Source organism: Streptomyces sp. NPDC051214, assembly GCF_040682375.1.
Taxonomy (GTDB): domain Bacteria; phylum Actinomycetota; class Actinomycetes; order Streptomycetales; family Streptomycetaceae; genus Streptomyces.
Window position 1 is genome coordinate 982166 of record NZ_JBFBAT010000001.1, and the last position, 22367, is coordinate 1004532.

Genomic DNA, 22367 nt, shown 5'->3' on the forward strand with positions numbered 1-22367 from the left:
ATGACAGGTCCGACGGAGCACACGCGCGACGGACGGCGGCTCAGGCTGCCCGGTGCGGCGGGCAGCCTGCTCGCCGCCGTGTTCGTCGACGCCCTCGGGAGCGGCCTCTACATGGCCGTCTCCGTCATCTTCTTCACGCGGTATCTGGACCTGGGGACGAGCCAGGTCGGCATCGGCCTGTCCGTCGCCGGAGCCCTGTCGTTCCTGTCCCTCGTGCCGATCGGGGTCCTCGCCGACCGCGTCGGCCCGCACCGCATGCTGGTCGCCGCGCATCTGGGTCGGGCGGCGCTGCTCCTCTGTTACCCGCTGGCCTCGGACTTCTGGGCGTTCCTCGTGGTGGTCTCCGTCCTCGCGGTCGCCGACCGCGGGGCCTCGCCGCTCGTGCAGGGGCTCTTCGGGGCGGCGGTGGGCAAGGAGGAGCGGGTCCGCGCCATGGGACGCGCGCGCTCGCTGCAGAATCTGGGGCTCGCCCTGGGCGGTCTGGTGGCCGGCGCCGCGCTGCTGCGGGAGAGCGACACGGCGTACGTGAGCACCGTCTACGCCAACAGCTTCTCCTTCGTGCTCGCCGCGGCCCTGGTCCTGCGGCTGCGGACGCCCCGCCATGACGCGGGCGGCGGCAGGCCGCTCCCCTGGCGGCAGCGCCTCAGCGTCCTGAAGGACCGCAGGTTCAGCGCGCTGACCTCGTTGAACTCCCTGGTCAGCCTGCATGTCACCGTACTGACCACGGGCGTGCCGCTCTGGGTGCTCGCCCATGACGACATCCCGCGGGGCACCATCGCCTGGACGCTCGTCCTCAACACCGTCGTCGTCGTGCTCTTCCAGGTCCGCGCCACCCGGGGCACGCAGAGCGCGGCGGACGGCGGGCGTGCCCTGCGGCGGGGCGGCCTGCTGCTCGCCGTGTGCTGCGCCGTCCTGGCGGTCAGCGGTGCGGTGCCCGTCTGGGCGGCCGTGACACTGATCCTCGCGGCGGTCGGCTTCCAGGCGTTCGCGGAGATGCACCAGCAGGCGGGGGCCTGGGCGATCTCCTACGACCTCGCGCCCGAGGACCGGCGCCAGGTCTATCTGGCGTTCTTCAGCCTCGGCAACGCCGCGCGCAACACGTACGGGCCGCTCGTCATCACCTTCCTCGTGGTCCAGCAGGGGCCGGTGGGCTGGCTGTTGCTCGGGGCGCTCGTGCTCGGCGCGGGCACCTGGGCCGCGCGCCTCGGGCTGCCGCGGACCGCGACGCCCGCACCCGGCCGGCCCGTGCGGTCCGGCGCCACCGCCCCCTGAACCACGCACGCACCAGCCACCGAACAGCCACAGCCATCGCCACAGCCGTACGAGTCCAAGGAGGACCCCGTGGCCACCAGCGCCCCTCAGCAGTCCGTCATCGTCGTCGGGGCCGGGCCCACCGGTCTCGCCCTGGCCTGCGAACTGGCCGCCGCCGGGATCTCCTGCACGGTCCTGGAGCGCCGCACCGCGCCCTCCGCGCAGTCCCGCGCGATGGGCCTCTACAGCAGGACCATGGAAGTCCTCGACCTGCGCGGCCACGCCGACGACCTGGTGGCCCTCGGCCGGCCCGTGCGCCGCATGGTCCCGGCGCGCGGCGCGGTCGTCGACTTCGCCGAGCTCGACACCCGCTTCCCCTACCTCAACGTCATCCCGCAGAGCCGGACCGAGTCGGTGCTCCAGCAGCGCGCGATCGACCTCGGCGTCACCATCGAGCGGGACGCCGAGGTGTTCGGCCTCGGCCAGGACGGCAAGGGCGTGACCCTCCAGGTGCGTTCGCCCGCCGGGGAGTGGGAGGAGAGCGCCGACTTCGTCGTCGGCTGCGACGGCGCCCACAGCGTCGTACGCGAACTCGCGGGCATCGCCTTCCGGGGACGGACGTACGACATCGCGCCGATCCTCGCCGACGTGCGGCTGCGCAAGCCGCCGCCGGAGGCCGTGCTCCTGCGCAACGGCGGGGGCGGGATCGTGCTCTCGGTGCCGTACGGCGACGGTCTGTACCGTCTCGCGGTGGCCCACCGGGACCGGCCGTGGACGCGTGACCCGGTGACCCTCGACGAGCTGCGCGGACTCCTGACCGAGGCGCTCGGATTCGACCCGGAGCCCTACGAGCCGACCTGGCTCGCCCGGTTCAAGATCCACCAGCGGATCGCCGACCAGTACCGCACGGGGCGGGTCCTGCTGGCCGGGGACGCGGCCCATCTGCATTCGCCGCTGGGCGGACAGGGCATCAACCTCGGCATCCAGGACGCGGTCAACCTCGGCTGGAAGCTCGCCGCCGAGGTGCAGGGCTGGGCGCCGTCGGGCCTGCTCGACTCCTACGAGGCCGAGCGCCGCCCGCACGCCGAGCAGATCCTGCGCGCCACGGACCGGGCGACGCGCCTGGCCACGAACCCCTCCCCCGTGCTCAACACGGTGCGGCGCACCGTGCTCGCGCGGCTCCTTTCGCACAGCGGGCCGAGGCGGGTGGCGGGGGAGGCGATCAGCGGGCTGCGCGCCGGCTACGCGCCGCGCGGCAGCCGTGGCGGCGGCCTCCCGATCCGGGCCGGACAGCGGGTCCCCGACCTGCGCGTGCCGCGGCCCGACGCGCCGCCGGTGCGGCTGTACGAGCTGATGCGTGACGGCCGTTTCCTGCTCGTCGACCTGTCCGCCGACGGGGCGGCGGCGAAGCTCGCCGAGGACTGGGGCTCGCGGGTGAGCCCGGTCCGGGTGGCCGGTCCGCTGCCCGGACTCGCGGGCGTGGAGCTCCTGTTGGTCCGCCCCGACGGGTACGCGGCCTGGGTGGCCGGACCGGAGGAGCGCGGCGCGGACGAGGACCGGGTGAGCGAGGCACTGCACCGGTGGTGCGGGGTCCAGGGGCCGGCACCGAGCCGCCGTACGCACGAGACGCCGACCGCGCGACCGCCGCGAACCGCTCCGGCTCCCGCGCCGGAAGCCCACGCGGACGGCCGGGCGGGCGACCAGGCGGGCGTTCAGGCGGGCGCTCAGACGGGTGCTCAGGCGGTTGCTCAGGCCGACGCGGAAAGCCTGTCCTCGCGGCCCGAGGCGTAGACGCCCCGGGCTCCTCTCCCGCACCGAGGGCCGGGTGCGCGCCGCTGAAGCCGCGCGCCCGGCCGGCACCGCACCACCACCGCTTCCGGCCGGTCAAGAAAGGGGATGCCGTGGACCACAGCGGGACCACACGTTCGCACCGCACGCGCGCGGCGATCCTGTACGCCGCCCGGCTGCACTTCGCCGCCGACGGCTATCAGCGGGCCACCATCCGCGCCATCGCGGCCACCGCTTCGATAGACCCCTCGATGGTCATGCGGTACTTCGGGACCAAGGACCAGCTCTTCGACGCCGCTCTCGACGTCGACCTGGGCCTCCCCGACCTGACCGGCACGCCTCCGGAGCAGCTGCCGTACGTCCTGGTCACCTATTTCCTCGCCCCGTGGGAGAACGACACGGACGAGGGCTCCCTGCGGCTGCTCCTGCGGTCCGCCGCGACCAACGAGCGGGCGGCCGAGCGGCTGCGGCGCATCCTGCACCAGCAGTTCACCAGCAGCCTGACGGGCGTGCTCGGCGCCGAGCGCGCCGCGTCCAACACGAGTCTGGTCGCGGCGCAATTGCTCGGTGTGGCGTTCGCCCGCTATCTGCTGCGGCTGCAGCCGATCGCCGATCTGCCCGTGCAGGCGCTGGCGAAGCTGGTCGCGCCTTCCCTGCTCACCGCCCTCTGGGCCAACTAGGGTTCTTCGAGACCTAGTTGCGCCAGCTGAGCGGGGAGCGGTAGGGGGACTGCGGGCCGGGGCGCTCCCACAGCGGGACCACGGACACGGACTGCGTGGCGGGCTCGGCGCCGTCCTGGGGGCCCGCCGCCGCGGCGCGGGAAAGGAGCACCGCCGTCAGGGCGGCGAGTTCCTCGTCCAGGACGCTGCCGCCCCTGACGACACGAACGAGGGGCTGTGCGGGAGTCGCGGTGGTCATGTGTGTTCCTCCAGCGAAGTCGGACGGGCGGGGTGGGCTGCCGCCTACTGCGGCGGGTTGCCGTGCTTGCGTGCCGCGAGCTCCGCGTGCTTGGTCCGCAGCATGCGCAGGGCGCCGACGAGGACCCGGCGGGTGTCGGCGGGGTCGATCACGTCGTCGAGGAGTCCGCGTTCGGCGGCGTAGTAGGGGTGCATGAGCTCGGCCTTGTACTCCTTGACCATCTGCTCGCGCATCGCGTCGGGGTCGTCGGCCGCCTGGATCCGGCGCCGGAAGATCACGTTCGCGGCGCCTTCCGCGCCCATCACCGCGATCTCGTTGGTGGGCCAGGCGTACGAGAGGTCCGCGCCCACGGAGCGGGAGTCCATGACGATGTACGCGCCGCCGTACGCCTTGCGCAGGACGAGCGAGATCCGCGGGACGGTCGCGTTGCAGTACGCGTAGAGGAGCTTGGCCCCGTGCCGGATGATGCCGCCGTGCTCCTGGTCGACGCCGGGCAGGAAACCCGGTACGTCGAGCAGGGTGACCAGCGGGATGTTGAAGGCGTCGCAGAGCTGCACGAAGCGCCCCGCCTTGTCGCTCGCGTCGATGTCCAGGACGCCGGCGAGGGACTGCGGCTGGTTGGCGACGATGCCCACGACCTGCCCGCCGAGCCGCGCGAACGCGACGACGACGTTCGTCGCCCAGCGCTCGTGCACCTCGAGGAACTCTCCGTCGTCGACGATCTCCTCGATGACGCGGCGCATGTCGTAGGGGCGGTTCCCGTCGACCGGCACCAGGTCGGTGAGCGCGTCGCACAGCCGGTCCTCGGGGTCGTCGGGTGCCACGGCGGGCGCGGTCTCGCGGTTGTTCTGGGGCAGCAGCGAGAGGAGGTAGCGGACGTCCTCCAGGCAGCTGTGCTCGTCGTCGTACGCGAAGTGCGCGACGCCCGAGACGGTGGCGTGCACGTCGGCGCCGCCCAGGCCGTTGTGCGTCACCTGTTCCCCGGTGACGGCCTGCACGACGTCGGGTCCTGTGATGAACATCTGCGAGGTCTCGCGCACCATGAACACGAAGTCCGTGAGCGCGGGGCTGTAGGCCGCGCCGCCCGCGCAGGGCCCGAGCATCACGCTGATCTGCGGGATCACACCGGAGGCGCGGGCGTTGCGGGTGAAGATCCCGCCGTAGCCGGCCAGCGCGGTGACGCCCTCCTGGATGCGGGCGCCCGCCCCGTCGTTGAGCGAGACGAGCGGTGCTCCCGCGGCGATGGCCATGTCCATGATGCGGTGGATCTTCGCGGCGTGCGCCTCGCCGAGCGCGCCGCCGAAGATGCGGAAGTCGTGGGCGTACACGAACACGGTCCTGCCGTGCACGGTGCCCCAGCCGGTGACCACGCCGTCCGTGTAGGGCCGCTTCTCCTCCAGGCCGAAGCCCTGCGCGCGGTGCCGCCGCAGCGGCTCGACCTCCTGGAAGGTGGCGTCGTCGAGCAGCAGCGCGATGCGTTCGCGCGCGGTGAGCTTGCCCTTGGCGTGCTGGGCGGCGGTGGCCTTCTCGGAGGGGCCGTTCTCGGCGAGTTCGCGGATGGCGCGCAGCCGGGCCACGCGGCCACGGGCGTCCGGGGCGAAGGCGTCCGGAGTGAGGGTGTCGGGGTCCGGCGCGGGGCCCGTGGAGGGCGTTCCGCCGGCCCACCCGCTCGGCGCGCTCATGACGCCAGCGGCGCGGGTCCGCCCGCCGCGAGCAGGTCGGGGACGTTGCACAGGGCGTCGGCCACCGCTGAACTCCGGCGCGTGGTACGGGCGTTGGCCTGCGGCGACATGCTCCACGTCAGGAGCGCGGTCCCGAGGCTCATGCCGCCGCCGAACGCGGCGAGCACGACCGGGTCGCCGGGTGCCGCCGCTCCCGCGCGGTCCATCTCGGCCAGGGTGATCGGCACCGATGCGGCCCCGGTGTTGGCGTACCGCTCCAGGGTGAGGTGCAGTGCGGCGCGGTCCATGCCGAGTCCGGGCCAGAGGTCGGCGAGCATGATGCCGTTGGCCTGGTGCGGGACGAAGTGGCGTACGGCGGTGGCGGGGACGCCGGCGCGTCGCAGCAGCCCGCCGATCTCGTCCGGCAGCGTGCGCTGGATGAAGTCGCGTACGCCGCGGCCGTCCATCCGGAAGTAGTGGCCGCCCTCGGTCACGGTGGCCGGCGAGGCCGGGTGACGGCTGCCGCCCGCGGCGACGCCGATCAGCCGGTGTGCGTCACCGCGCGAGGTCAGGGAGATCCTGTGCAGGCCGAGGCCGGGCGCCACCGGGCCCAGGACCGTGGCCCCCGCGCCGTCCCCGAAGAGCACGGCGGTCCGCCGGTCGGCGTAGTCGAGGATGCGGGAGTAGATGTCGGCGCCGATGACCAGGCCGTGGCGCGGCTCGTCGGCGGGCGCGCCGGCCAGCATCCGTTCGACGGCCTTGAGCGCGTAGACGTAGCCGCTGCACACGGAGTTGACATCGAAGGCGGCGGCCCGGGTCGCGCCGATCAGGTTCTGCACGAGGGCGGCCGTGGCGGGCTGCGGATGGTCCGGGGTCGAGGTGGCGACCACGACGTACGCGAGCTGATCCGCCGTCAAACCTGCCCTGGCAAGCGCGTGTTGTGCCGCCGCGGCGGCCAGGTCGGACGTGGCTTCGTGGGCCGCGGCCCTGCGCCGTTCGCGGATGCCGGTCTTGCGGACGATCCACTCGTCGCTCACGCCCGCGCCGCGCCCGATCTCCTCGTTGGTGATGACGGTCTCGGGCAGGTAGGACCCCACTCCGACGATGCCGATCGACTGCACGATTCCTCCTCGGCGCGGTGCGAACCGCGGTTCCACTGGGGGCGCTCCCACGGGCGTCGACTGCCCGTGCTGTCCGGGTGGTTGCGGGAGCCCACAACTCCACAAACGATGAACTCATCGCTTGTGGAGTTTCGCACACACGCGCTCGCCCGCCAAGCCCCCACCGCCGCGCCGACGTTGACCGCCGAAGCGCACAACACCGCGCACATCTCGGTCACTTGACGAATTCAACGCCAGTAGAGTTCACTGCATCGTGAAATAATTCAGCGGGGGAACACCCGCACCCGGCGGCCGTCAAGCACGGGTCTCGTCACACGGCGCTCCCCTTGACGACGCCATCGGCACAGCGTCGCCATGCCACACACCAACGGGAGATGCACCATGACCACCACCACCGAGAGTCTCGTGGACACCCAGCGGACCGAGGCCGCCCAGGCCCTGGTCTCCGCGGCCCGCACACTCTTCGTCGAGCGCGGCTACCGCCAGACGAGCCTGGACGACCTCGCCGACCAGGCGGGCCTCGAACCGGAGCTCGCCCGCGCGCTGTTCGCCGACAAGGCCGAGGTCTTCGCCGCCCTGCTCCGGCGGACCTTCAAGGTGGCCGGGCTGCTCGCGCCCGAGGTCGCGGTGGGCATCGACGACGATCTGCCGACCCGCCTCGCCCGCAGCTACCTGCCCCTGTGGGAGCCCGGCGACGAGGAGTCCCCGCTGGTGGAGGTCTACCGCATCGCCCTCTCCGACCGGGACGCCTCCGCGGTCCTGCGCACCTGCATATCGGAGTCCCTCAACGGCCAGGTCGACCACCGGCTGCCCGGCCCGGACGCGGATCTGCGCACCGCGCTCTTCGGCGCCCAGCTCGGCGGCACCGCGATCGTCCGGCACCTGATCGGGGTCGAGGCCGTCGCCTCCGCCGACCTCGAAACGGTGATCGAAACGCTCGCCCCGGGGCTGCGCCGGACCCTGATGGGACCCGCCAACTCCCGGTGAACCGCCCGCCGGCAGCCGCCCGGGGCCGGCCCGCCGGTACGGGGCACGACTCCGCGCCAAGATCGACGCACGCCTCTGGAGTCCTCGGTTAGCGCCTGTTAGGATGTTTTCACTAAGCAATGAATTAGCCGCTCTGACACCCCCCGAAGTGCAGTGATTCCATGACACCCAGGCGCACGGACGGACCAGCGACGTCCGCCCGACAGTCCACGTCCCCTCAGAAGCCGCCCGGCAAGAAGCCGAGGCCGTTGCGCGCACGCAGTGGCCGACGGCCCGGCGACAGCGGCACGCGCGAGCAGATCCTGGTGGCCGCGCTCCATCTCTTCGCGGACCGCGGCTACACGAGCACGACCATCCGCTCCATCGCCGAGGCAGCACAGGTGGACCCGGCGCTCGTGCATCACTTCTTCAGCAACAAGGAAGGGGTCTTCCGCGCGGCGGTCGAGTCCCGGCTGAGCGTCTCCGCCGCCTTCGACGAGTTCGACGCGCCCCAGCCCGACGGTTCGACCCGGACCGCCGCGTGGCTGGCCCGGACGTACCTGAACTTCTGGGAGCACGAGGACACGCGGTACGCGATGACCGCCATCTACCGCGCGGGGCTCGCCGACAGCGCCACCTCCGATCTCCTGCGGGACCGGATCGAGACAAGCATCAAGAACTGGGCCGGGCAGATGGTCTTCAAGGACCACCCGGACGCGTCCATCGTCTCGGCCCTCGCCTCGTCCCACCTGGCGGGCGTCGCCATCATCCGCTACGTCCTCAAGGTCGAACCCCTGGCCTCGATGGACTTCGAGGACATCATCCGCTGGGTGACACCCACCCTGAACCTGCGGCTCGCCTCGCTGGACCTCCCGAATGTCCCGGACCTCGCGGACATCAGCCCCGAGGACCAGGACTGAACCGGCCCGCCGAGCCCGAGGCCTGACCCGAGTCATCGGGACGGAGGCCGGGGAACCCCCCGAAGGGAATCCCCCGGCCTGCCAACTGTTCCTCCCCCGAGGGCAGTTGACGTATCCCGCGTCAGGCCCGCCAGGTGATCTTCGAGGCGATGAGCGAGATGCCGGGGCCGAGCGCGAGCAGCAGCCCCTCGTCACCGTCGCCCGGCGGCTTGGCAAAGGTCCTTTCCAGTACGTCGAGGACCGAGGCCGAGCCGACGTTGCCGAGCTCGCGCAGGGAGTCCCTGGACAGGTCCACCATCTCCGGCGGGCAGCCGAGGCCCGCCATCACGGCGTCCAGGATCTTCGGGCTGCCGGAGTGCGAGACGACGAACCCCGGCCGCGCGTCCGCACCGTGTGGCGCCGTTCGCTCGAGCCACTCCCTGAGGCGCGGCGCGATGTCCTGCACCGCCCGCAGCAGCCGTGGGGCGTTGTGCGCGTGCAGCCCGTCGGAGTCGACGTAGCTCCCCACGATGTCGCGGCTGCCGGGGAGCAGGTACTCCCAGGGCTCGTTGAGCTCCATGTGCGGGCCGTCCGACCCCGCGCGCACCACGCAGGCGCCCGCGGCGTCGCCGATGAGCCCCTTGAAGATCATGCCGTCCATGCCGGTGTCGGCCGGGTGCAGATAGTGGCTGTAGACATCGGCGCAGACGACCAGCACCGTCGCGTCGGGCCGCGCGGCGACCAGATCCCTGGCCCGGGTGAGGGCGAACGCCCCTCCCCCGCAGCCGAGTTGGGTCACCGGGAGCCGGCGGACCGAGCAGGGCAGGGCGAGCCGCTCCATCAGGTGGATGTCGAGGCCGGGCATGGTGTGTCCGGTGGCGCTCGTCACCACCAGGTTGGTGATGTCGCCGGGCTCGAGGCCCGACTCGAACAGCGCCCCCCGGGCGGCGTTCTCCGCCAGGTCGAGGGAGTCGCGCAGGTGGGTGCGCATCCGCTCCACGACGGGCACGTCGGTACTGAACTGCTCGGCCAGCGGGCGGGTGTACCAGCGTGACCGTACGGACGTGGCACGGATGGCCGTGTGGATGGCTTCGAGCCTCGGGTGGTCGACGTACAACTCGCTCAGCACGCTGAGGAGTTCATCGGTGTCGACCTGATGGCGGGGAAGGGCTACGACAGGTGCGCTGACGACCGGCATGGGAACCTCCAAGACGCTCGGACAGTGGCGAACTGAACGCGAGCCCGGGCTTCGAGCGGCATGGGGCGCCGTGACATCTGTGGGGATGGCGGCCGCCGGTCCGTTCGTCAGCTCTCGCAATGGCAGTAAATGCACGTAAAACACCCCTTCAGGTGTTGACCGTGCTCCCCCCGTTGGGAGCGCCGTACAGCGCGGATGAAGAACGTCGAGCTCGATGACGCGTGGCGTTCAAGAGCGTGGATCTGGGCTGCCTGGTGCTGGGGGGTGCGTCGGCCGGTGCCGGGGCACAGCCAGGGCACGTCCGTCGGCACTCCCCCGGGACCCGATGCGGATCCGTGTGGTTTGAGCCATGGGGACCGTACGCCAAGCGAGTTGGCTCCAGCAAGACTTGATTTCAACACGCGAGGAATCCACAGAATGGGCGCCGCGTGACCACCTCGTGGTCACAGTGCCTGCGCCCCGGCAGGCCGGGGCCGCTCACCTGGGACATCACCTGCCGGCGCGGACGACGGGGCCGGTTCATGCAGGCACCACGGGTCCGTGGCGCCGCCTTCCGGCCATTCGGATTGAGCTCAACACCCATTGAAATCATTGGGTGTTGACTTTATTCTCGACACCAGTGGGACGGCATCACCACGACTTCGGCACGCCGTGGGCGCCGCCGCTCGCCATGGTCGTCTTCAGGTCATTGAGGGGGCGGTTCCGCATCGGTTCGGGGCCGCGATGAAGCGAGGGAAGGGCCGACCGACATGTACGCACCAGCGAATCAGCACACGCTCGGGGCACCCTGGGTGGAGCGGGCGGCCTGCCGTGACTGTGATCCGGACACCTTCTTCCCCTCGGGGCGGAGCCCGGACGACACGGAGGCGGAGGCGGCCGCCAAACGGCTCTGCGCGAGCTGCCCGGTGGTCGCCGACTGCCTGGGCGAGGCGCTCGCGCACGAGGAGAGCGCCGGCATATGGGGCGGGCTCACCGTCCGGGAGCGCCGGGAGCTGCGGCGTGTGGCCGGCACGGTCCACGCGCTCAGCGGCGATCTCCACCAGTTCCTGGAGAGCGGCGGCAGGCGCAGCAAGCCCCGCCCCCAGGAGCGCTCGGCCTACGTGTGGTTCCTGCGCCGCCGGGGGTGGGGCCAGACGCGTATCGCCACGGCGCTCGGCATGACCTTCGGCCAGGTCCAGCACGCCTGGCGCACAGCCGAGTTCGCCTCGGCCTGCGGCTACGACGCCTCGGCCGCGCCGCTCCCCGCCGAACCGGCCCCGGCGCTCCCCGCCGAGCACAGGAAGGCGTCATGAGTACCGCCGCTGCGGTCGAGCCGCGTCATCAGGTTCATGTGCTGGGTACGCCTGACGGGGCCGAGCTCGCCGTTTCCACGCACGGTGATCCCGATGCTCCGCTCAGCGTGATCCTCTGTCACGGCTGGACGATGTCCGCCCTCGACTGGCGTCCGCACATCGACGCGCTGACCCGGCCGCGCCCCGGCTTTCCCGCCCTGCGGGCCATCAGCTTCGACCAGCGCGGGCACGGCCGTTCGACGCGGGGCAGCGCCGTCCTCGACATGGAGCTGCTCTGCGCCGACCTGGCCCTGGTCTTGGCCGACGCGGCGCGTGACGGCAGGCCCGTGATCCTGGTCGGCCACTCCATGGGAGGCATGGCCATCCAGGAACTCGCCGCGCGGCGGCCCGGCCTGTTCGGCACGGACGTGGTGGGCGTGGGCCTGATCTCCACCTCGCTCAACGAGGTCGGCGCGACGCTGAGCGCCCTGAACGACCGTCCTGGACCGACGGGCGCGCCCGGGTCCCGGCGGCGCGCACGGACCCAGCGGAAAGTCGCCGACCGTCTGCTGCGCTCGCCCCGCGCGGCGCGCACCGCCCACCGCCTCCTGACCGGCCCGCTCTCCCACCCGACCACGGCGCCGCTGTGGCGTGCGGTCTTCGGCCCCGGGCCCACCACCGAGGCGGTCCGCGCCAACGCGCGCGCCTTCCGTGACGTGCCGGTCCTGGCGATCGCCGAGTTCTACTCGGCCCTGACCTCGCATGACTGCGCGGGCCGCATCCGTGCGCTCGGCAACGTCCCCACCCGGGTCCTGGTGGGCGAACTCGACCGCTACACACCGCCCGAACAGGCGCGGGCCCTCGCCTCCGAGATACCGGGCGCGACCCTGCAGACGGTGCCGGGCCACGGCCACGACCTTCCGTACGAGCAGCCGGTCCTGGTGGTGGAGACGGTGCACGCGCTGCTGCGCGAGGGGGCGCACGGACTCTCCTGGGGCAGTGGCATGTCGACTGCGGCGAGCCGGTGACGGGCTCGGCCCACGGGCCGAGGACCGACGGCCCGAGAACCGACGGCCCGAGAACCGACGGGCCGAGAACCCACGGTCCGAGGGCCGACGTGCTCGCCGCCCGCCGCATCGTGGTCAAGGTCGGCTCGTCCTCGCTCACCACCGCTGCCGGAGGGCTCGACTCCGATCGCGTCGACGCACTCGTGGATGTGCTTGCGCGTGCGAAGGCGGCGGGCGTCGAGGTCGTGCTCGTCTCCTCCGGTGCCATCGCGGCCGGCCTCGCACCGCTGGGCCTCGCGGCCCGCCCGCACGACCTGGCGCGGCAGCAGGCCGCCGCCTGCGTGGGGCAGGGGCTGCTCGTCGCCCGGTACACCGCCTCCTTCGCGCGCTACGGGGTGCGGGTCGGGCAGGTGCTGCTCACCGCGGAGGACGTCAGCCGCCGGGCGCACTACCGCAACGCGTACCGCACGCTGGAGCAGGTGCTCGCCATGGGCGCGCTGCCGGTGGTGAACGAGAACGACACCGTGGCCACCGCGGAGATCAAGTTCGGCGACAACGACCGGCTCGCGGCGCTCGTCGCCCATCTGGTGCGGGCCGACGCGCTCATCCTGCTGTCCGACGTGGACGGCCTGTACGACGGCGTTCCGGACCGGCCGGGGTCGCGCCGCATCAGCGAGATCCGTGGCCCCGGCGATCTGGCGGGCGTGGAGATCGGCAGCACCGGCAGCGCGGGCGTCGGCACCGGCGGCATGGTCACCAAGGTGGAGGCCGCGCGCATCGCCACCGACGCGGGCATCCCGGTCGTCCTCACCGCCGCCCGGCACGCGACGGACGCGCTGGCAGGCCGGGACACGGGCACCTACTTCCACCGCACGGGCGCACGCGCCGCCGACCATCTCCTGTGGCTGGAGCACGCGAGCAGCCCCTGCGGGGCGCTGCACCTGCACGCGGCCGCCGCCAGGGCTCTCGCGGGCCGGGCGGGCCCTGTCCTGGCCACCGGCGTGACGTACGCCGACGGCGACTTCGCCGCGGGCGATCCCGTGGAGCTGATCTCCCCGGCCGGACAGGTCGTCGCGCGGGGCCTCGTCAACCTGGACGCACGTGAACTCCCGCCCCTGCTGGGCCACTCGGACACCGAACTGGTCAGCCTGGACGACCTCGTCCTACTCCTCCCGGGCCCCTCGACCGTGCCACGGCAGTCCCCGGCGCCGGCACCACGACGCATCACCATCCGGGTGCGACCGGCTGCCGGGATGGCGACGGAGGCGATGCGCTGAGGTGTACGTGACGCCGTAGTTGAAAGGCGCCCGCGCGATCCTCTCGCGCGGGCGCCTTTCGGTGTACGGCTCGCGTGATCCCTCAGTCGACGCCCCGCACGATGCGCGGCTCCGCCGGATCGTCCTCCGCTCCTCCAAGGCCGAGCCAGGGCGGTCCGTGCCTCTCGGCCGTGCCGCGGCAGCCCCCGGGGCCGGCACCACAACGCATCACCCCCGCGCGATCCCCTCGCGTGGGCGCCTTTCGGTGTGCGTCTCACATGGACCCTCAGTCGAAGCCCCCCACGATGCGCGGCTCCGCCGGATCATCCACCGCGCCTGCCAGGCCGACCCAGGGCGGCACGGGTACGGCGGTCCGGGCCGCTCGACCGTGCCGCGGCAACCCCCGGCGCCCGCACCACGACGCATCACCCCGCGCGACCCTCTCGCGTGGGCGCCTTTCGGTACGGCTCGCATGGTCCCTCACTCGAAGCCCGCACGATGCGCGGCTCCGCCGGATCGTGCTCCGCGAGTGCCAGGGCGGCACGGGAGCGACGGTCCGGGCCCATCGGCCGTGCCGCGGCACCCCCCGGCGCCCGCACCACGACACATCACCCCCGCACGCTCCTCTCGCGTGGGCGCCTTTCGATGTGCGGCTCACATGGCCCCTCAGTCGAAGCCCCCCACGATGCGCGGCTCCGCCGGATCATCCTCCGCACCTGCCAGGCCGAGCCAAGGCGGCACAGGTGCGGCGGTCCGGGCCCCTCGACCGTGCCGCGGCAACCCCCGGCGCCCGCACCACGACGCATCACCATCCGGGTGCAGCCGGCCGCCGGACCGGCGACGGAAGCGATGCGCTGAGGTGTGCGTGACCCGTCGCCAGAAGACGCCCGCGCGAGCGTCTCGCGTGGGCGCCTTCCGTGTGCGGTTCGCGTGAGCCCTCAGTCGATGCCCCGCACGATGTGCGGTTCCGTCGAATCGTCCTCCGCTCCTGCGAGGCCGAGCCAGGGTGGCACGGGGGCGGCGGTGCGGGGGAAGCGGTCCCTTGGACGGCTGTCCTCGTACAGGAACCTTCCGGAAGGTTCCGTGGCGGTGATGATGCGTACATGCATGGCCCGTTCCTCCTTGAACTACCGGATCTGACCGTCGCCCACCAGGACGTATTTCGTGGTCGTCAGCGCGATAACGCCCATCGGCCCGCGCGCGTGCAACTTCTGCGTGGAGATGCCGAGTTCGGTGCCGAGGCCCAGCTCGCCGCCGTCCGCGAACCTCGTCGACGCGTTGACGGCGACGACCGCCGTGTCCAGGGCGAGGACGAACCTGCGGGCCGCGGACTGGGATTCGGTGACGATCGCCTCGGTGTGCCCGGTGCCGTGGCGGCGGATGTGCTCGACCGCCGAGTCCAGCGAGTCGACCACGGCGACCGCGATGTCCGCCGCGAGGTACTCGCGGTCCCAGTCCTCCTCCGTGGCCGCGACGACCACCGGCTCGCCCGCAGCGGACGGAACAGCGGACGCCGCGGCGAGGACGCGGGCGTCACCGTGCACGGTGACCCCGTGCCGGGCGAGCTCCGCGAGCGCGCGCGGCAGGAACGCGGGCGCCACGGCCTCGTGCACGAGCAGCGTCTCCGCCGCGTTACAGACGGACGGACGTTGCGTCTTGGCGTTGATCAGGATGCTCAACGCCCGTTCCATGTCGGTGTGTTCGTCTACGTAGACGTGGCAGTTCCCCACGCCCGTCTCGATCACCGGGACCGCCGCCTCACGCACGGTGGTCTCGATCAGCTCCCGGCCGCCCCGCGGTATCAGTACGTCCACCAACCCGCGCAGCGCCATGAGTTCCGTCACGGAGGCGTGCGTGTCGCCGGGTACTCCCTGGATCGCGTCGGCCGGCAGCGCCGTCTCCGCCACCGCGTCCCGCATCACGGCGATCAACGCGGCATTGGTGTGCCGGGCGGCCGAGGAGCCGCGCAGCAGCGCCGCGTTGCCGCTCTTGACGCAGAGCACGGCCGCGTCGACGGTGACGTTGGGCCGGCCCTCGTAGATCATGCCGACGACACCGAGGGGCACCCTGATCTGGCGGACCTCCAGGCCGTTGGGCAGGACGGAGCCACTGGTGACCGTTCCGACGGGGTCGGCCATGGCGGCCACGCCACGCGTCATGTCCGTGAGGCCGGCGAGCTGACAGTCGGAGACGGCGAGCCGGTCGAGCACCGCCTGCGGGCGCCCGGCCGCGCGAGCGTCGTCCATGTCCCGCTTGTTCGCGGCCAGGATCTCCGGTGCCCGGTCGGTGAGGGCCCCCGCGATCGCGCGGAGCGCGGAGTCACGCTCGGCCCCCGTCGTGGCGGCAAGCCGGGCCGCGGCGACCCGGGCCGCCTCCGCCGCTTCCCGGACCGTCTTCGCGGCCACCGGTGTCGAGGTGCTCATCGGCTCGCGCCTTCCCGCAGCGGCTGTCCCGCTTCGGGGGCCGCGCAGAGCCCACGGACGAAGGGATCCAGGTCGGGCCATCCGGTGAGCTCGGCCAGCATGGCCCGCGCGATGGCGTCGACGCCGACCTCGATCTCGGCCCTGCGGAGGGCCCTGCGGTGGTCCCGCCCGTGCTCGGCGCCTGTCTCGACGCCCAACCCCCCAGTGCCCGTTTCAGGGCTCGTTTCAGGGCCCGTCTCGGTTCTTATGTTGGTGCTCATGTCGTCGTTCATCCGATTCCCTTCCCTCACGCCCTCGGCGGTCGGCCCCTCACGCATGGACCCGGAACCCCGCCCCTGCCTTGCGCCCGGCCCGGCCCGCGGCGACCAGGTGCTCCATGAGGGGCGCGGGCGCGGTCGCGGGGTTGCCGTCGGCGGCGTGCAGGATGTGCTGGATGCTCAGCGAGATGTCGAGGCCGATGACGTCGAGGAGCTCGAAGGGGCCGAGCGGGTAGCCGAAGCCCAGCTTCATGACGGCGTCGATGTCGTCGACGGTGGCGTAGTGGCTCTCGGCGAGCCGCACCGCGCCGTTGAGGTAGGGGAAGAGCAAGGCGTTGACGATGAAGCCCGGCCGGTCCATGCAGCGCACCGGATGCTTGCCGAGCGTGCGGCAGAGCTCGCGGGCGGTGGCGACGTGCTCGGGGGCGGTCTCCAGGGAGCCGATCACCTCGACGAGGCGCATCACGGGTGCCGGGTTGAAGAAGTGCAGTCCCAGTACGTCGGCGGGGCGTCCCGACGCGAGTCCGCACTCGATCACGGGCAGGCTCGACGTGGTGGTGGCAAGGAGCGCGCCCGGCCGGCAGACCTCCCCCAGCTCGCGGAAGAGTTGCTTCTTGACGGCCAGGTCCTCCGCGACGGCCTCGATCACCAGGTCGCAGTCGGCGAGTTGCGTCAGATCGCTGCTGGGGGTCAGGCGGCCCAGGGCGGCGTCGCGTGTCGTCTCGTCGAGCCGTCCGCGCTTCAGGGAGCGGCCCGTCGAGCGGGACACCGCCTGCCAGGCCGACTTGGCACGGTCGTCGGTGCGGCCGACCAGGACGGTGGCGCACCCGGAGAGCGCGAAGACCTCGGCGATTCCGGCGGCCATGGTGCCCGATCCGACGACCCCGACCGTCCGCACGGCGGGCGAACCGGAGCGTGTCTCGGGTGCGGGCGACGTCTCGCCGCTGCCCCGGTGGTCGTAGAAGCCGCGCCCCGACTTCTGGCCGAGCAGTCCGGCAAGGACCATGTGCCGCAGGCGGCGCGCGGGCCGCAGCGCGGGCTCGTCCCACCGTTCGGCGAGCACGGTGAGGATGTCGCAGGCGGTGTCCGTGCCGAGGACGTCGAGCAGTTGCAGCGGCCCGAGCGGCAGTCCGCAGCCGAACCGCATCGCGGCGTCGATGTCGTCCCGGCTCGCGACCTGCTGGTCGTACATGGTGACGGCCTGGTTGAGGTAGCCGAAGAGCAGCGCCGACGAGATCAGTCCGGCCCGGTCGCCGACGCCGACCGCGCGGAGGCCGAGCCGTTCCACGAGGTCTTCGACCTGTTCGAGGGCGTCGTCGTCCGCCATCACCGTGCGGCCGACCTCGGCCACCTCGGCGGTGGGCAGCGGGAGTTGGAGGCCGACCAGCCGCCCTGGTCGACCGCAGGCCGCCGCGAGGTCGGTGAGCGAGAGGGCGGCCGCCGTGCTGGCGATGACCGTGCCGGGCGGGCAGGCGCGGGCGACGGCGCGCAGGACGTCCACCTTGACGGTGCGTCGCTCGGGCACCGCCTCGACGACCGTGGCCGCCCCGGCGAGATCCTCCCATCGTTCGGCGCGGCGGATGCGCCCGTCGGCTTCGCGGGCCTGGTCGGGGGTGACCGTCCCGTCCGCGAGGGCCGTGTCGAAGAGTGTCGCGGCCCGGTGGCGTGTGGTCGGCGTGTCCTTGTCGAGGACGATGACGTCCAGACCGCCGAGGGCGGCCCTGCGGGCGAGCGCGGAGCCGATGCCGCCCAGGCCCACCACCGCGAGTGTTGTGTGGTCGACGGTCACGCCGCCACCCCTTCCATGGTGGGGAGTTGGTGCTGGGCCGGGGGCGCGGCGCGGAAGCGGTTGATGGCCGTCTCGTGGCGTTCACGGAACTCGGGGGCCGTGACGCCGAGGCCTTCGGCGGGTGCGAGGCAGCGCACGCCGACCTTGCCGTGGTGTGCGTTGCGGTGCAGGGACTCCACGGCGTCGCCGACCTCGTCGAGGGCGTAGGTCCGCGAGAGGGTGGGGTGGATCTTGCCCTTGGCGATGAGACGGTTGGCCTCCCATGCCTCGCGGTAGTGGGCGCAGTGCGAGCCGACGATACGTTTCAGGGACATCCACAGATAGCGGTTGTCGTACTCGTGGTTGTAGCCCGCGGTGGACGCGCAGGTGACGATGGTGCCGCCCTTGCGGGCGACGTACACGCTCGCGCCGAAGGTCTCGCGGCCCGGGTGCTCGAAGACGATGTCGGGGTCCTCTCCCCCGGTCAGCTCCCGTATGCGCTCGCCGAGCCTCCGCCACTCCTTGCGGTCCTGGGTGCGTTCGTCGCGCCAGAAGCGGTAGCCCTCCTCGGCGCGGTCGATGATGAGCTCGGCGCCCATGCGGCGGGCCAGTTCGGCCTTCTCCGGCGAGGACACGACGCAGATGGGCGTGGCGCCGCCGGCCAGGGCGAGCTGGGTCGCGTACGAGCCGAGTCCGCCGGCGGCGCCCCAGATGAGGACGTTGTCGCCCTGCTTCATGCCGGCGCCGTTGTTGGTGACGAGCTGGCGGTAGGCAGTGGAGTTGACCAGGCCGGGCGATGCGGCCTCCTCCCAGGTGAGGTGCTCGGCCTTGGGCAGGAGCTGGCTGGCCTTGACGAGGGAGAGTTCGGCGAGGCCGCCGTAGTTCGTCTCGAACCCCCAGATGCGCTGCTCGGGGTCGAGCATCGCGTCGCCGTGCCCTTCCGCGCCTTCGAGTTCGACGGACACGCAGTGGGCGACCACACGGTCGCCCGCGTGCCAACGTCGCACTCCTGGGCCGGACTTGAGGACCACGCCCGCCAGGTCGGAGCCGATGACGTGGTAGGGCAGGTCGTGGCGCGCCGCGAGGCCGCCGAGCCTGCCGTACCGCTCGAGGAAGGCGAAGGTCGGCACGGGCGAGAAGAGGGCGCTCCACACGGTGTTGTAGTTCACCGCGCTCGCCATCACCGCCACCAGGACTTCGCCGGGTCCCGGCTCCGGGGTCGGCACCTCCTGGATGTGCAGGGAGTCGGCCGGGGTCCTGTCACGCAGCTCGACGCCCTCGAACATGTCGGCCTCCTCCTTGCGCAGGACGGCGGCGCGGTAGGAGCCGGGAATCTTGAGGGCCGCCACATCGGCCGGCACCGAGTCCGGGGCCTCGATCGCCTCCACCAGTTCGCGCATGGTCACGCACCGCCTTCCGAACAGGGAAACTCACCAAACAGTGAACTCAACTGGCGATGAGTTTTGCATGGACCGAGCACCCCAGCAAGCCCCCGGAAGGGCCCGGGGAGGCCGGAGTGCGGGCCACTGACGGCAACTCAAGAACGGGTCAAGGGACGCCGGTTCCCCCTTGCAGCGCCCGACATCGGCGTGCAAAACTCATCACCAGTTGACTTCAGCGACGAATGAATTAGGTGACGCTGTGCCCACTCCACACGAGCTGGAAGACTTACAGGCCACCGCTTTCGCCGGCATCGCGGTCATCCTGACTGTCGGCGCACTGCTGGCACGCCTGGCACGGCGGTTTCATCAGCCCGCCGTCATCGGCGAGATAACGGCGGGCATTCTGCTCGGCCCGAGCCTGCTCGGGCTGCTGCCCGGTGACCTGACGAACCGTCTGTTCCCCGACGACGTACGCCCCTTGCTCTCGATGGTCGCGCAGATCGGCCTGCTGCTCTTCATGTTCACCGTGGGCTGGGAACTGGACTGGGCGACGATGCGCCGGCGCAAGCGGTCGGTCGCCGCGGTGACCGCGGGCAGCATCCTCGTCCCGCTGGCCCTGGGCATGTCGATCGCCTGGGTCATCTACCAGAACCACTCGGTGGTGAACGGAGAGAAGATCGACTTCTTCTCCTTCGCCCTGTTCCTCGGCGTCAGCATGTCGATCACCGCCTTCCCGGTGCTCGCCCGCATCCTCAAGGACAAGCACCTCTCCCGCACCAAGGTCGGCGCGCTCGCGCTCACCAGCGCCGCGTTCGGCGACGTCATCGCCTGGTGTGTGCTGGCCGGTGTGGTCGCGATCGTCACCGCGTCCGGGCCCACCGGATTCACCGACACCCTCTGGATGTCCGCCGGTTACGGCGCCGCGATGTTCGTCGTCGTCCGCCCGGCGCTGACCCGCGCCGTCGCGTGGATGTCCCGGCGCGGCAGCGGCACCTACCTCGCCGCCCTCGTCACCGCGGGGCTGCTGCTCTCCGCGTACATCACCTCGAACATCGGCATCCACCCGATCTTCGGTGCCTTCGCCTTCGGCCTGGTCATGCCCCGCAAGCCGAGCGAGCTCCTCGAGGAGAAGATGCTCCGGCCGCTGCAGCACGCGGGCGAGCTGATGCTGCCCGTCTACTTCATCATCACCGGCCTCTCCGTCGACGTCGCCGGCATGTCCGCCACCGCATGGGCCGAGCTGGCCCTGATCCTGTCCGCCGCCATCGTGGGCAAACTGGTCGGCGCCTCCCTGCCCGCCCGCTCCTTCGGGCTCAGCTGGCGGGAGTCCCTCGGTGTCGGCGCCCTGATGAACACCCGTGGTCTGACCGAGCTGATCATCCTCGGCATCGGCCTCAACCTCGGGGTCCTCGACCAGACCCTCTTCACCGAGATGGTCCTGATGGCGCTCATCACGACCGCCATGACCGGCCCCGCGCTGCCCCACCTGCTGCCGCGCACCCGGATGGACCTCGTGACCCGACGCGGCTCCGGCCCACCGCGCCCGTCCGCGCCGCTGCGCGAGCAGCCCCCCGCGCGCGACGCGTCGAGCACCCGCGAGAGCGTGACCGCCCGCGACACCACCCCCGCCGTGGTGCGGCTTCCCGAACCGGCCGACGACCACGCACCGGACATGGCGGGATAGCAGCCGCCGGCTCGGTACGACGACAGAGAAGGAGATGCCCCCCGTGCATCCCGTCATCAGCACGCTCTCCCGGGTCTTCGACATGCCGTCGGAACACATCGGCGACGAACTGCGGCTCCGCGCGGTGGCCAGCTGGGACAACCTCACGGCCGTCGAGCTCCAGGTCCATCTCGAGCATGAGCTCGGCACCACGCTCGACAACGGTCTGATCGAGCACATCGAGTCCGTGGGCCAGCTCCGCGCGTTCTACGACGAACGCCTCGCCGAACTCTCCACGACCGACGACCTCGCGGAGATAGACATCCCCGAGGACGCGTCGGCCGTGGCCCCCGCACTGCCCCGCATGCAGCGCCCCGACCCCGAGCAGTCGCCCGCCGCGCCGGACGTGGCGGACATGATCGTCGGCGAGACCGGCATCTCCGAGGTGGACCCCGACCGCGGCAGGCTCGCCTACCGCGGCTACCCCATCGAGGAGCTGGCCGGCCGGGTGACCTTCGAGGGAGTCGTCCACCTGCTGATCCGCGGCTGGCTGCCCGACCCCGACGAGCTGCGCGCCTTCCGCGCCAGGCTCGCCGCGGCCCGTGAGCTGCCGGCCATGGTGGCCACCAACCTCGTCCTCAACGCCGGGTGCAGTACGTCGTCGGTGCTGCGCACGGCGGTCTCCGCACTCGCGGTCGCCGCCGAGGCCGACGCCGACCCGGCCGCGCACATCGGCCTCGGCGAACGCCTGATCGCACGCATCCCGACCATCTTCGCCATCCAGCAGGCCGCCCGCACCGGCCGCCGGATGATCAGCCCCGATCCCGAGCTGTCGCACGCCGAGAACATCCTCCACATGCTGGACCTGCCCCGCGACCCGGAGCGCGTCCGCCTCGTGGACCTCTGCCTGGTCCTGCAGGCCGAACACGGCTGCAACGCGTCGGCGTTCGCCGCCCGGGTCGCGGCGGGGACCGGCGCCGACACCTTCGCCGCCATCACCGTGGCGCTCGCGACGTTCACCGGACCACTGCACGGCGGCTCGGCGAACCAAGTGGTCGACCAGGCCCAGGAGACCGAGAACCCCGACGCGGCCGCCGCCTACCTGCGGGGCCGCGCCGACCAGGCCGCCGCCGTACGCACCGGACCGGTGCCGTACGCGATGGAGGACCCCCGGGTCGGGCCGCTGCGCGAGGCGGCCCGCGGCTTCAGGGCGAGCCCCGGCCGCGACCACGTACTGAAGGTCCTGGACGCGGTGCGCACCGCCGCGCACCCCTCCAAAGGCCCCCGCCCGTACCTGACCGTGGACTGCTACGCGGCCGCGATCTACCACCTCCTGGGCATGCCGTCCGACCTCTTCGTCCCGATGTTCGCCGCCGCCCGGGTGCCCGGCTGGCTCGCCCACGTCGAGGAACAGCGCGCACAGCAGGGACGCATCCACCCACGGCTGCGATACGTCGGCCCGCGGAACCTGCGCCACCTGCCCGGCCCGGCCTGAGGCACCCCGAGGCACACGGCACCCACCACTCACCCAGATCCCG

General features: G+C 72.2%; 19 protein-coding genes. 10 read left to right on the forward strand and 9 right to left on the reverse strand.

Features of this window, described 5'->3' with window-relative positions:
* From AB0M70_RS04350 to AB0M70_RS04360, 3 genes are all read left to right on the forward strand, one after another.
* Positions 1–1272, forward strand: coding sequence for an MFS transporter (locus tag AB0M70_RS04350; RefSeq protein ID WP_365816147.1), 1272 nt, complete (start codon positions 1–3; stop codon positions 1270–1272).
* Positions 1273–1341: 69 nt separating this feature from the next.
* Positions 1342–3042: an FAD-dependent oxidoreductase gene (locus AB0M70_RS04355; protein ID WP_365816149.1), complete on the forward strand. Its 1701-nt coding sequence runs from the start codon at positions 1342–1344 to the stop codon at positions 3040–3042.
* A gap of 110 nt (positions 3043–3152) precedes the next feature.
* On the forward strand, positions 3153–3719 hold the full coding sequence (locus AB0M70_RS04360) for a TetR family transcriptional regulator (protein ID WP_363207805.1): 567 nt from the start codon (positions 3153–3155) through the stop codon (positions 3717–3719).
* 13 nt (positions 3720–3732) lie between these two features.
* Here the strand turns inward: AB0M70_RS04360 and AB0M70_RS04365 are convergent, their stop codons facing one another.
* Genes AB0M70_RS04365 through AB0M70_RS04375 form a run of 3 tightly spaced genes read right to left on the reverse strand, consistent with a single transcriptional unit; the run spans position 3733 to position 6739 of the window.
* Positions 3733–3957 carry an acyl-CoA carboxylase subunit epsilon gene (locus AB0M70_RS04365; protein WP_365816151.1) on the reverse strand — a complete coding sequence of 75 codons (225 nt, stop codon included), beginning with the start codon at positions 3955–3957 and terminating at the stop codon, positions 3733–3735.
* Positions 3958–4001: 44 nt separating this feature from the next.
* Positions 4002–5639, reverse strand: a complete 1638-nt coding sequence (locus AB0M70_RS04370) for an acyl-CoA carboxylase subunit beta (RefSeq protein WP_365816153.1) — start codon at positions 5637–5639, stop codon at positions 4002–4004.
* Positions 5636–6739, reverse strand: coding sequence for a beta-ketoacyl-ACP synthase 3 (locus AB0M70_RS04375; RefSeq protein WP_365816155.1), 1104 nt, complete (start codon positions 6737–6739; stop codon positions 5636–5638). The genes AB0M70_RS04370 and AB0M70_RS04375 overlap by 4 nt, the downstream gene beginning before the upstream one ends.
* A gap of 381 nt (positions 6740–7120) precedes the next feature.
* On the opposite strand from AB0M70_RS04375, the gene AB0M70_RS04380 reads away from it, so the two are divergent.
* Entirely contained in the window at positions 7121–7726 is a 606-nt protein-coding gene (locus tag AB0M70_RS04380; RefSeq protein ID WP_365816157.1) for a TetR family transcriptional regulator, read from the forward strand.
* A 248-nt stretch (positions 7727–7974) separates the two neighbouring features.
* Positions 7975–8625: a TetR family transcriptional regulator gene (locus tag AB0M70_RS04385; protein WP_365816159.1), complete on the forward strand. Its 651-nt coding sequence runs from the start codon at positions 7975–7977 to the stop codon at positions 8623–8625.
* 121 nt (positions 8626–8746) lie between these two features.
* Here AB0M70_RS04385 and AB0M70_RS04390 read toward each other — a convergent pair whose 3' ends face one another.
* Complete coding sequence (locus AB0M70_RS04390; RefSeq protein WP_365816161.1) at positions 8747–9802, reverse strand: PhlD; 1056 nt, start codon at positions 9800–9802, stop codon at positions 8747–8749.
* A 749-nt stretch (positions 9803–10551) separates the two neighbouring features.
* On the opposite strand from AB0M70_RS04390, the gene AB0M70_RS04395 reads away from it, so the two are divergent.
* The 3 genes from AB0M70_RS04395 (at position 10552) to proB (ending at position 13357) form a co-directional block, all read left to right on the forward strand.
* Positions 10552–11094: a WhiB family transcriptional regulator gene (locus tag AB0M70_RS04395; RefSeq protein ID WP_365816163.1), complete on the forward strand. Its 543-nt coding sequence runs from the start codon at positions 10552–10554 to the stop codon at positions 11092–11094.
* A complete protein-coding gene (locus AB0M70_RS04400) occupies positions 11091–12101 on the forward strand; it encodes an alpha/beta hydrolase (RefSeq protein WP_365816165.1) in 1011 nt (336 codons plus the stop codon). The genes AB0M70_RS04395 and AB0M70_RS04400 overlap by 4 nt, the downstream gene beginning before the upstream one ends.
* Positions 12102–12190: 89 nt before the next feature.
* Positions 12191–13357 (forward strand): glutamate 5-kinase, encoded by a 1167-nt coding sequence (gene proB / locus AB0M70_RS04405; protein ID WP_365816167.1) that lies wholly within the window; start codon positions 12191–12193, stop codon positions 13355–13357.
* 917 nt (positions 13358–14274) lie between these two features.
* On the opposite strand, the gene AB0M70_RS04410 is transcribed toward proB, so the two are convergent.
* From AB0M70_RS04410 to ccrA, 5 genes are all read right to left on the reverse strand, one after another.
* On the reverse strand, positions 14275–14445 hold the full coding sequence (locus AB0M70_RS04410; protein WP_365816168.1) for a hypothetical protein: 171 nt from the start codon (positions 14443–14445) through the stop codon (positions 14275–14277).
* 18 nt (positions 14446–14463) lie between these two features.
* A complete protein-coding gene (locus AB0M70_RS04415) occupies positions 14464–15759 on the reverse strand; it encodes a glutamate-5-semialdehyde dehydrogenase (protein ID WP_365816170.1) in 1296 nt (431 codons plus the stop codon).
* Entirely contained in the window at positions 15756–15956 is a 201-nt protein-coding gene (locus AB0M70_RS04420) for a hypothetical protein (protein ID WP_365816172.1), read from the reverse strand. Before AB0M70_RS04420 ends, AB0M70_RS04415 begins: the two co-directional genes overlap by 4 nt.
* Positions 15957–16068: 112 nt before the next feature.
* Positions 16069–17805, reverse strand: coding sequence for a 3-hydroxyacyl-CoA dehydrogenase family protein (locus AB0M70_RS04425; protein ID WP_365816174.1), 1737 nt, complete (start codon positions 17803–17805; stop codon positions 16069–16071).
* Positions 17802–19184, reverse strand: a complete 1383-nt coding sequence (gene ccrA, locus AB0M70_RS04430) for a crotonyl-CoA carboxylase/reductase (RefSeq protein WP_365816176.1) — start codon at positions 19182–19184, stop codon at positions 17802–17804. The genes AB0M70_RS04425 and ccrA overlap by 4 nt, the downstream gene beginning before the upstream one ends.
* A 241-nt stretch (positions 19185–19425) precedes the next feature.
* Between ccrA and AB0M70_RS04435 the strand changes: the two genes are divergently transcribed.
* Complete coding sequence (locus AB0M70_RS04435; RefSeq protein WP_365816178.1) at positions 19426–20850, forward strand: cation:proton antiporter; 1425 nt, start codon at positions 19426–19428, stop codon at positions 20848–20850.
* 43 nt (positions 20851–20893) lie between these two features.
* The gene (locus AB0M70_RS04440) at positions 20894–22324 is read left to right on the forward strand and encodes a citrate/2-methylcitrate synthase (RefSeq protein ID WP_365816180.1); all 1431 of its coding nucleotides are present in this window, start codon (positions 20894–20896) and stop codon (positions 22322–22324) included.
* The last annotated feature ends 43 nt before the right edge of the window (positions 22325–22367 follow it).

Bases quoted from the DNA above. Each gene is read 5' to 3' on its own strand.
- AB0M70_RS04350 (WP_365816147.1), top strand. From the start codon at position 1: ATGACAGGTCCGACGGAGCACACGCGCGACGGACGGCGGCTCAGGCTG.
- AB0M70_RS04370 (WP_365816153.1), bottom strand. From the start codon at position 5,639: ATGAGCGCGCCGAGCGGGTGGGCCGGCGGAACGCCCTCCACGGGCCCC.
- AB0M70_RS04395 (WP_365816163.1), top strand. From the start codon at position 10,552: ATGTACGCACCAGCGAATCAGCACACGCTCGGGGCACCCTGGGTGGAG.
- AB0M70_RS04415 (WP_365816170.1), bottom strand. From the start codon at position 15,759: ATGAGCACCTCGACACCGGTGGCCGCGAAGACGGTCCGGGAAGCGGCG.
- AB0M70_RS04380 (WP_365816157.1), top strand. From the start codon at position 7,121: ATGACCACCACCACCGAGAGTCTCGTGGACACCCAGCGGACCGAGGCC.
- AB0M70_RS04390 (WP_365816161.1), bottom strand. From the start codon at position 9,802: ATGCCGGTCGTCAGCGCACCTGTCGTAGCCCTTCCCCGCCATCAGGTC.
- ccrA (WP_365816176.1), bottom strand. From the start codon at position 19,184: ATGCGCGAACTGGTGGAGGCGATCGAGGCCCCGGACTCGGTGCCGGCC.
- AB0M70_RS04410 (WP_365816168.1), bottom strand. From the start codon at position 14,445: ATGCATGTACGCATCATCACCGCCACGGAACCTTCCGGAAGGTTCCTG.
- AB0M70_RS04365 (WP_365816151.1), bottom strand. From the start codon at position 3,957: ATGACCACCGCGACTCCCGCACAGCCCCTCGTTCGTGTCGTCAGGGGC.
- AB0M70_RS04400 (WP_365816165.1), top strand. From the start codon at position 11,091: ATGAGTACCGCCGCTGCGGTCGAGCCGCGTCATCAGGTTCATGTGCTG.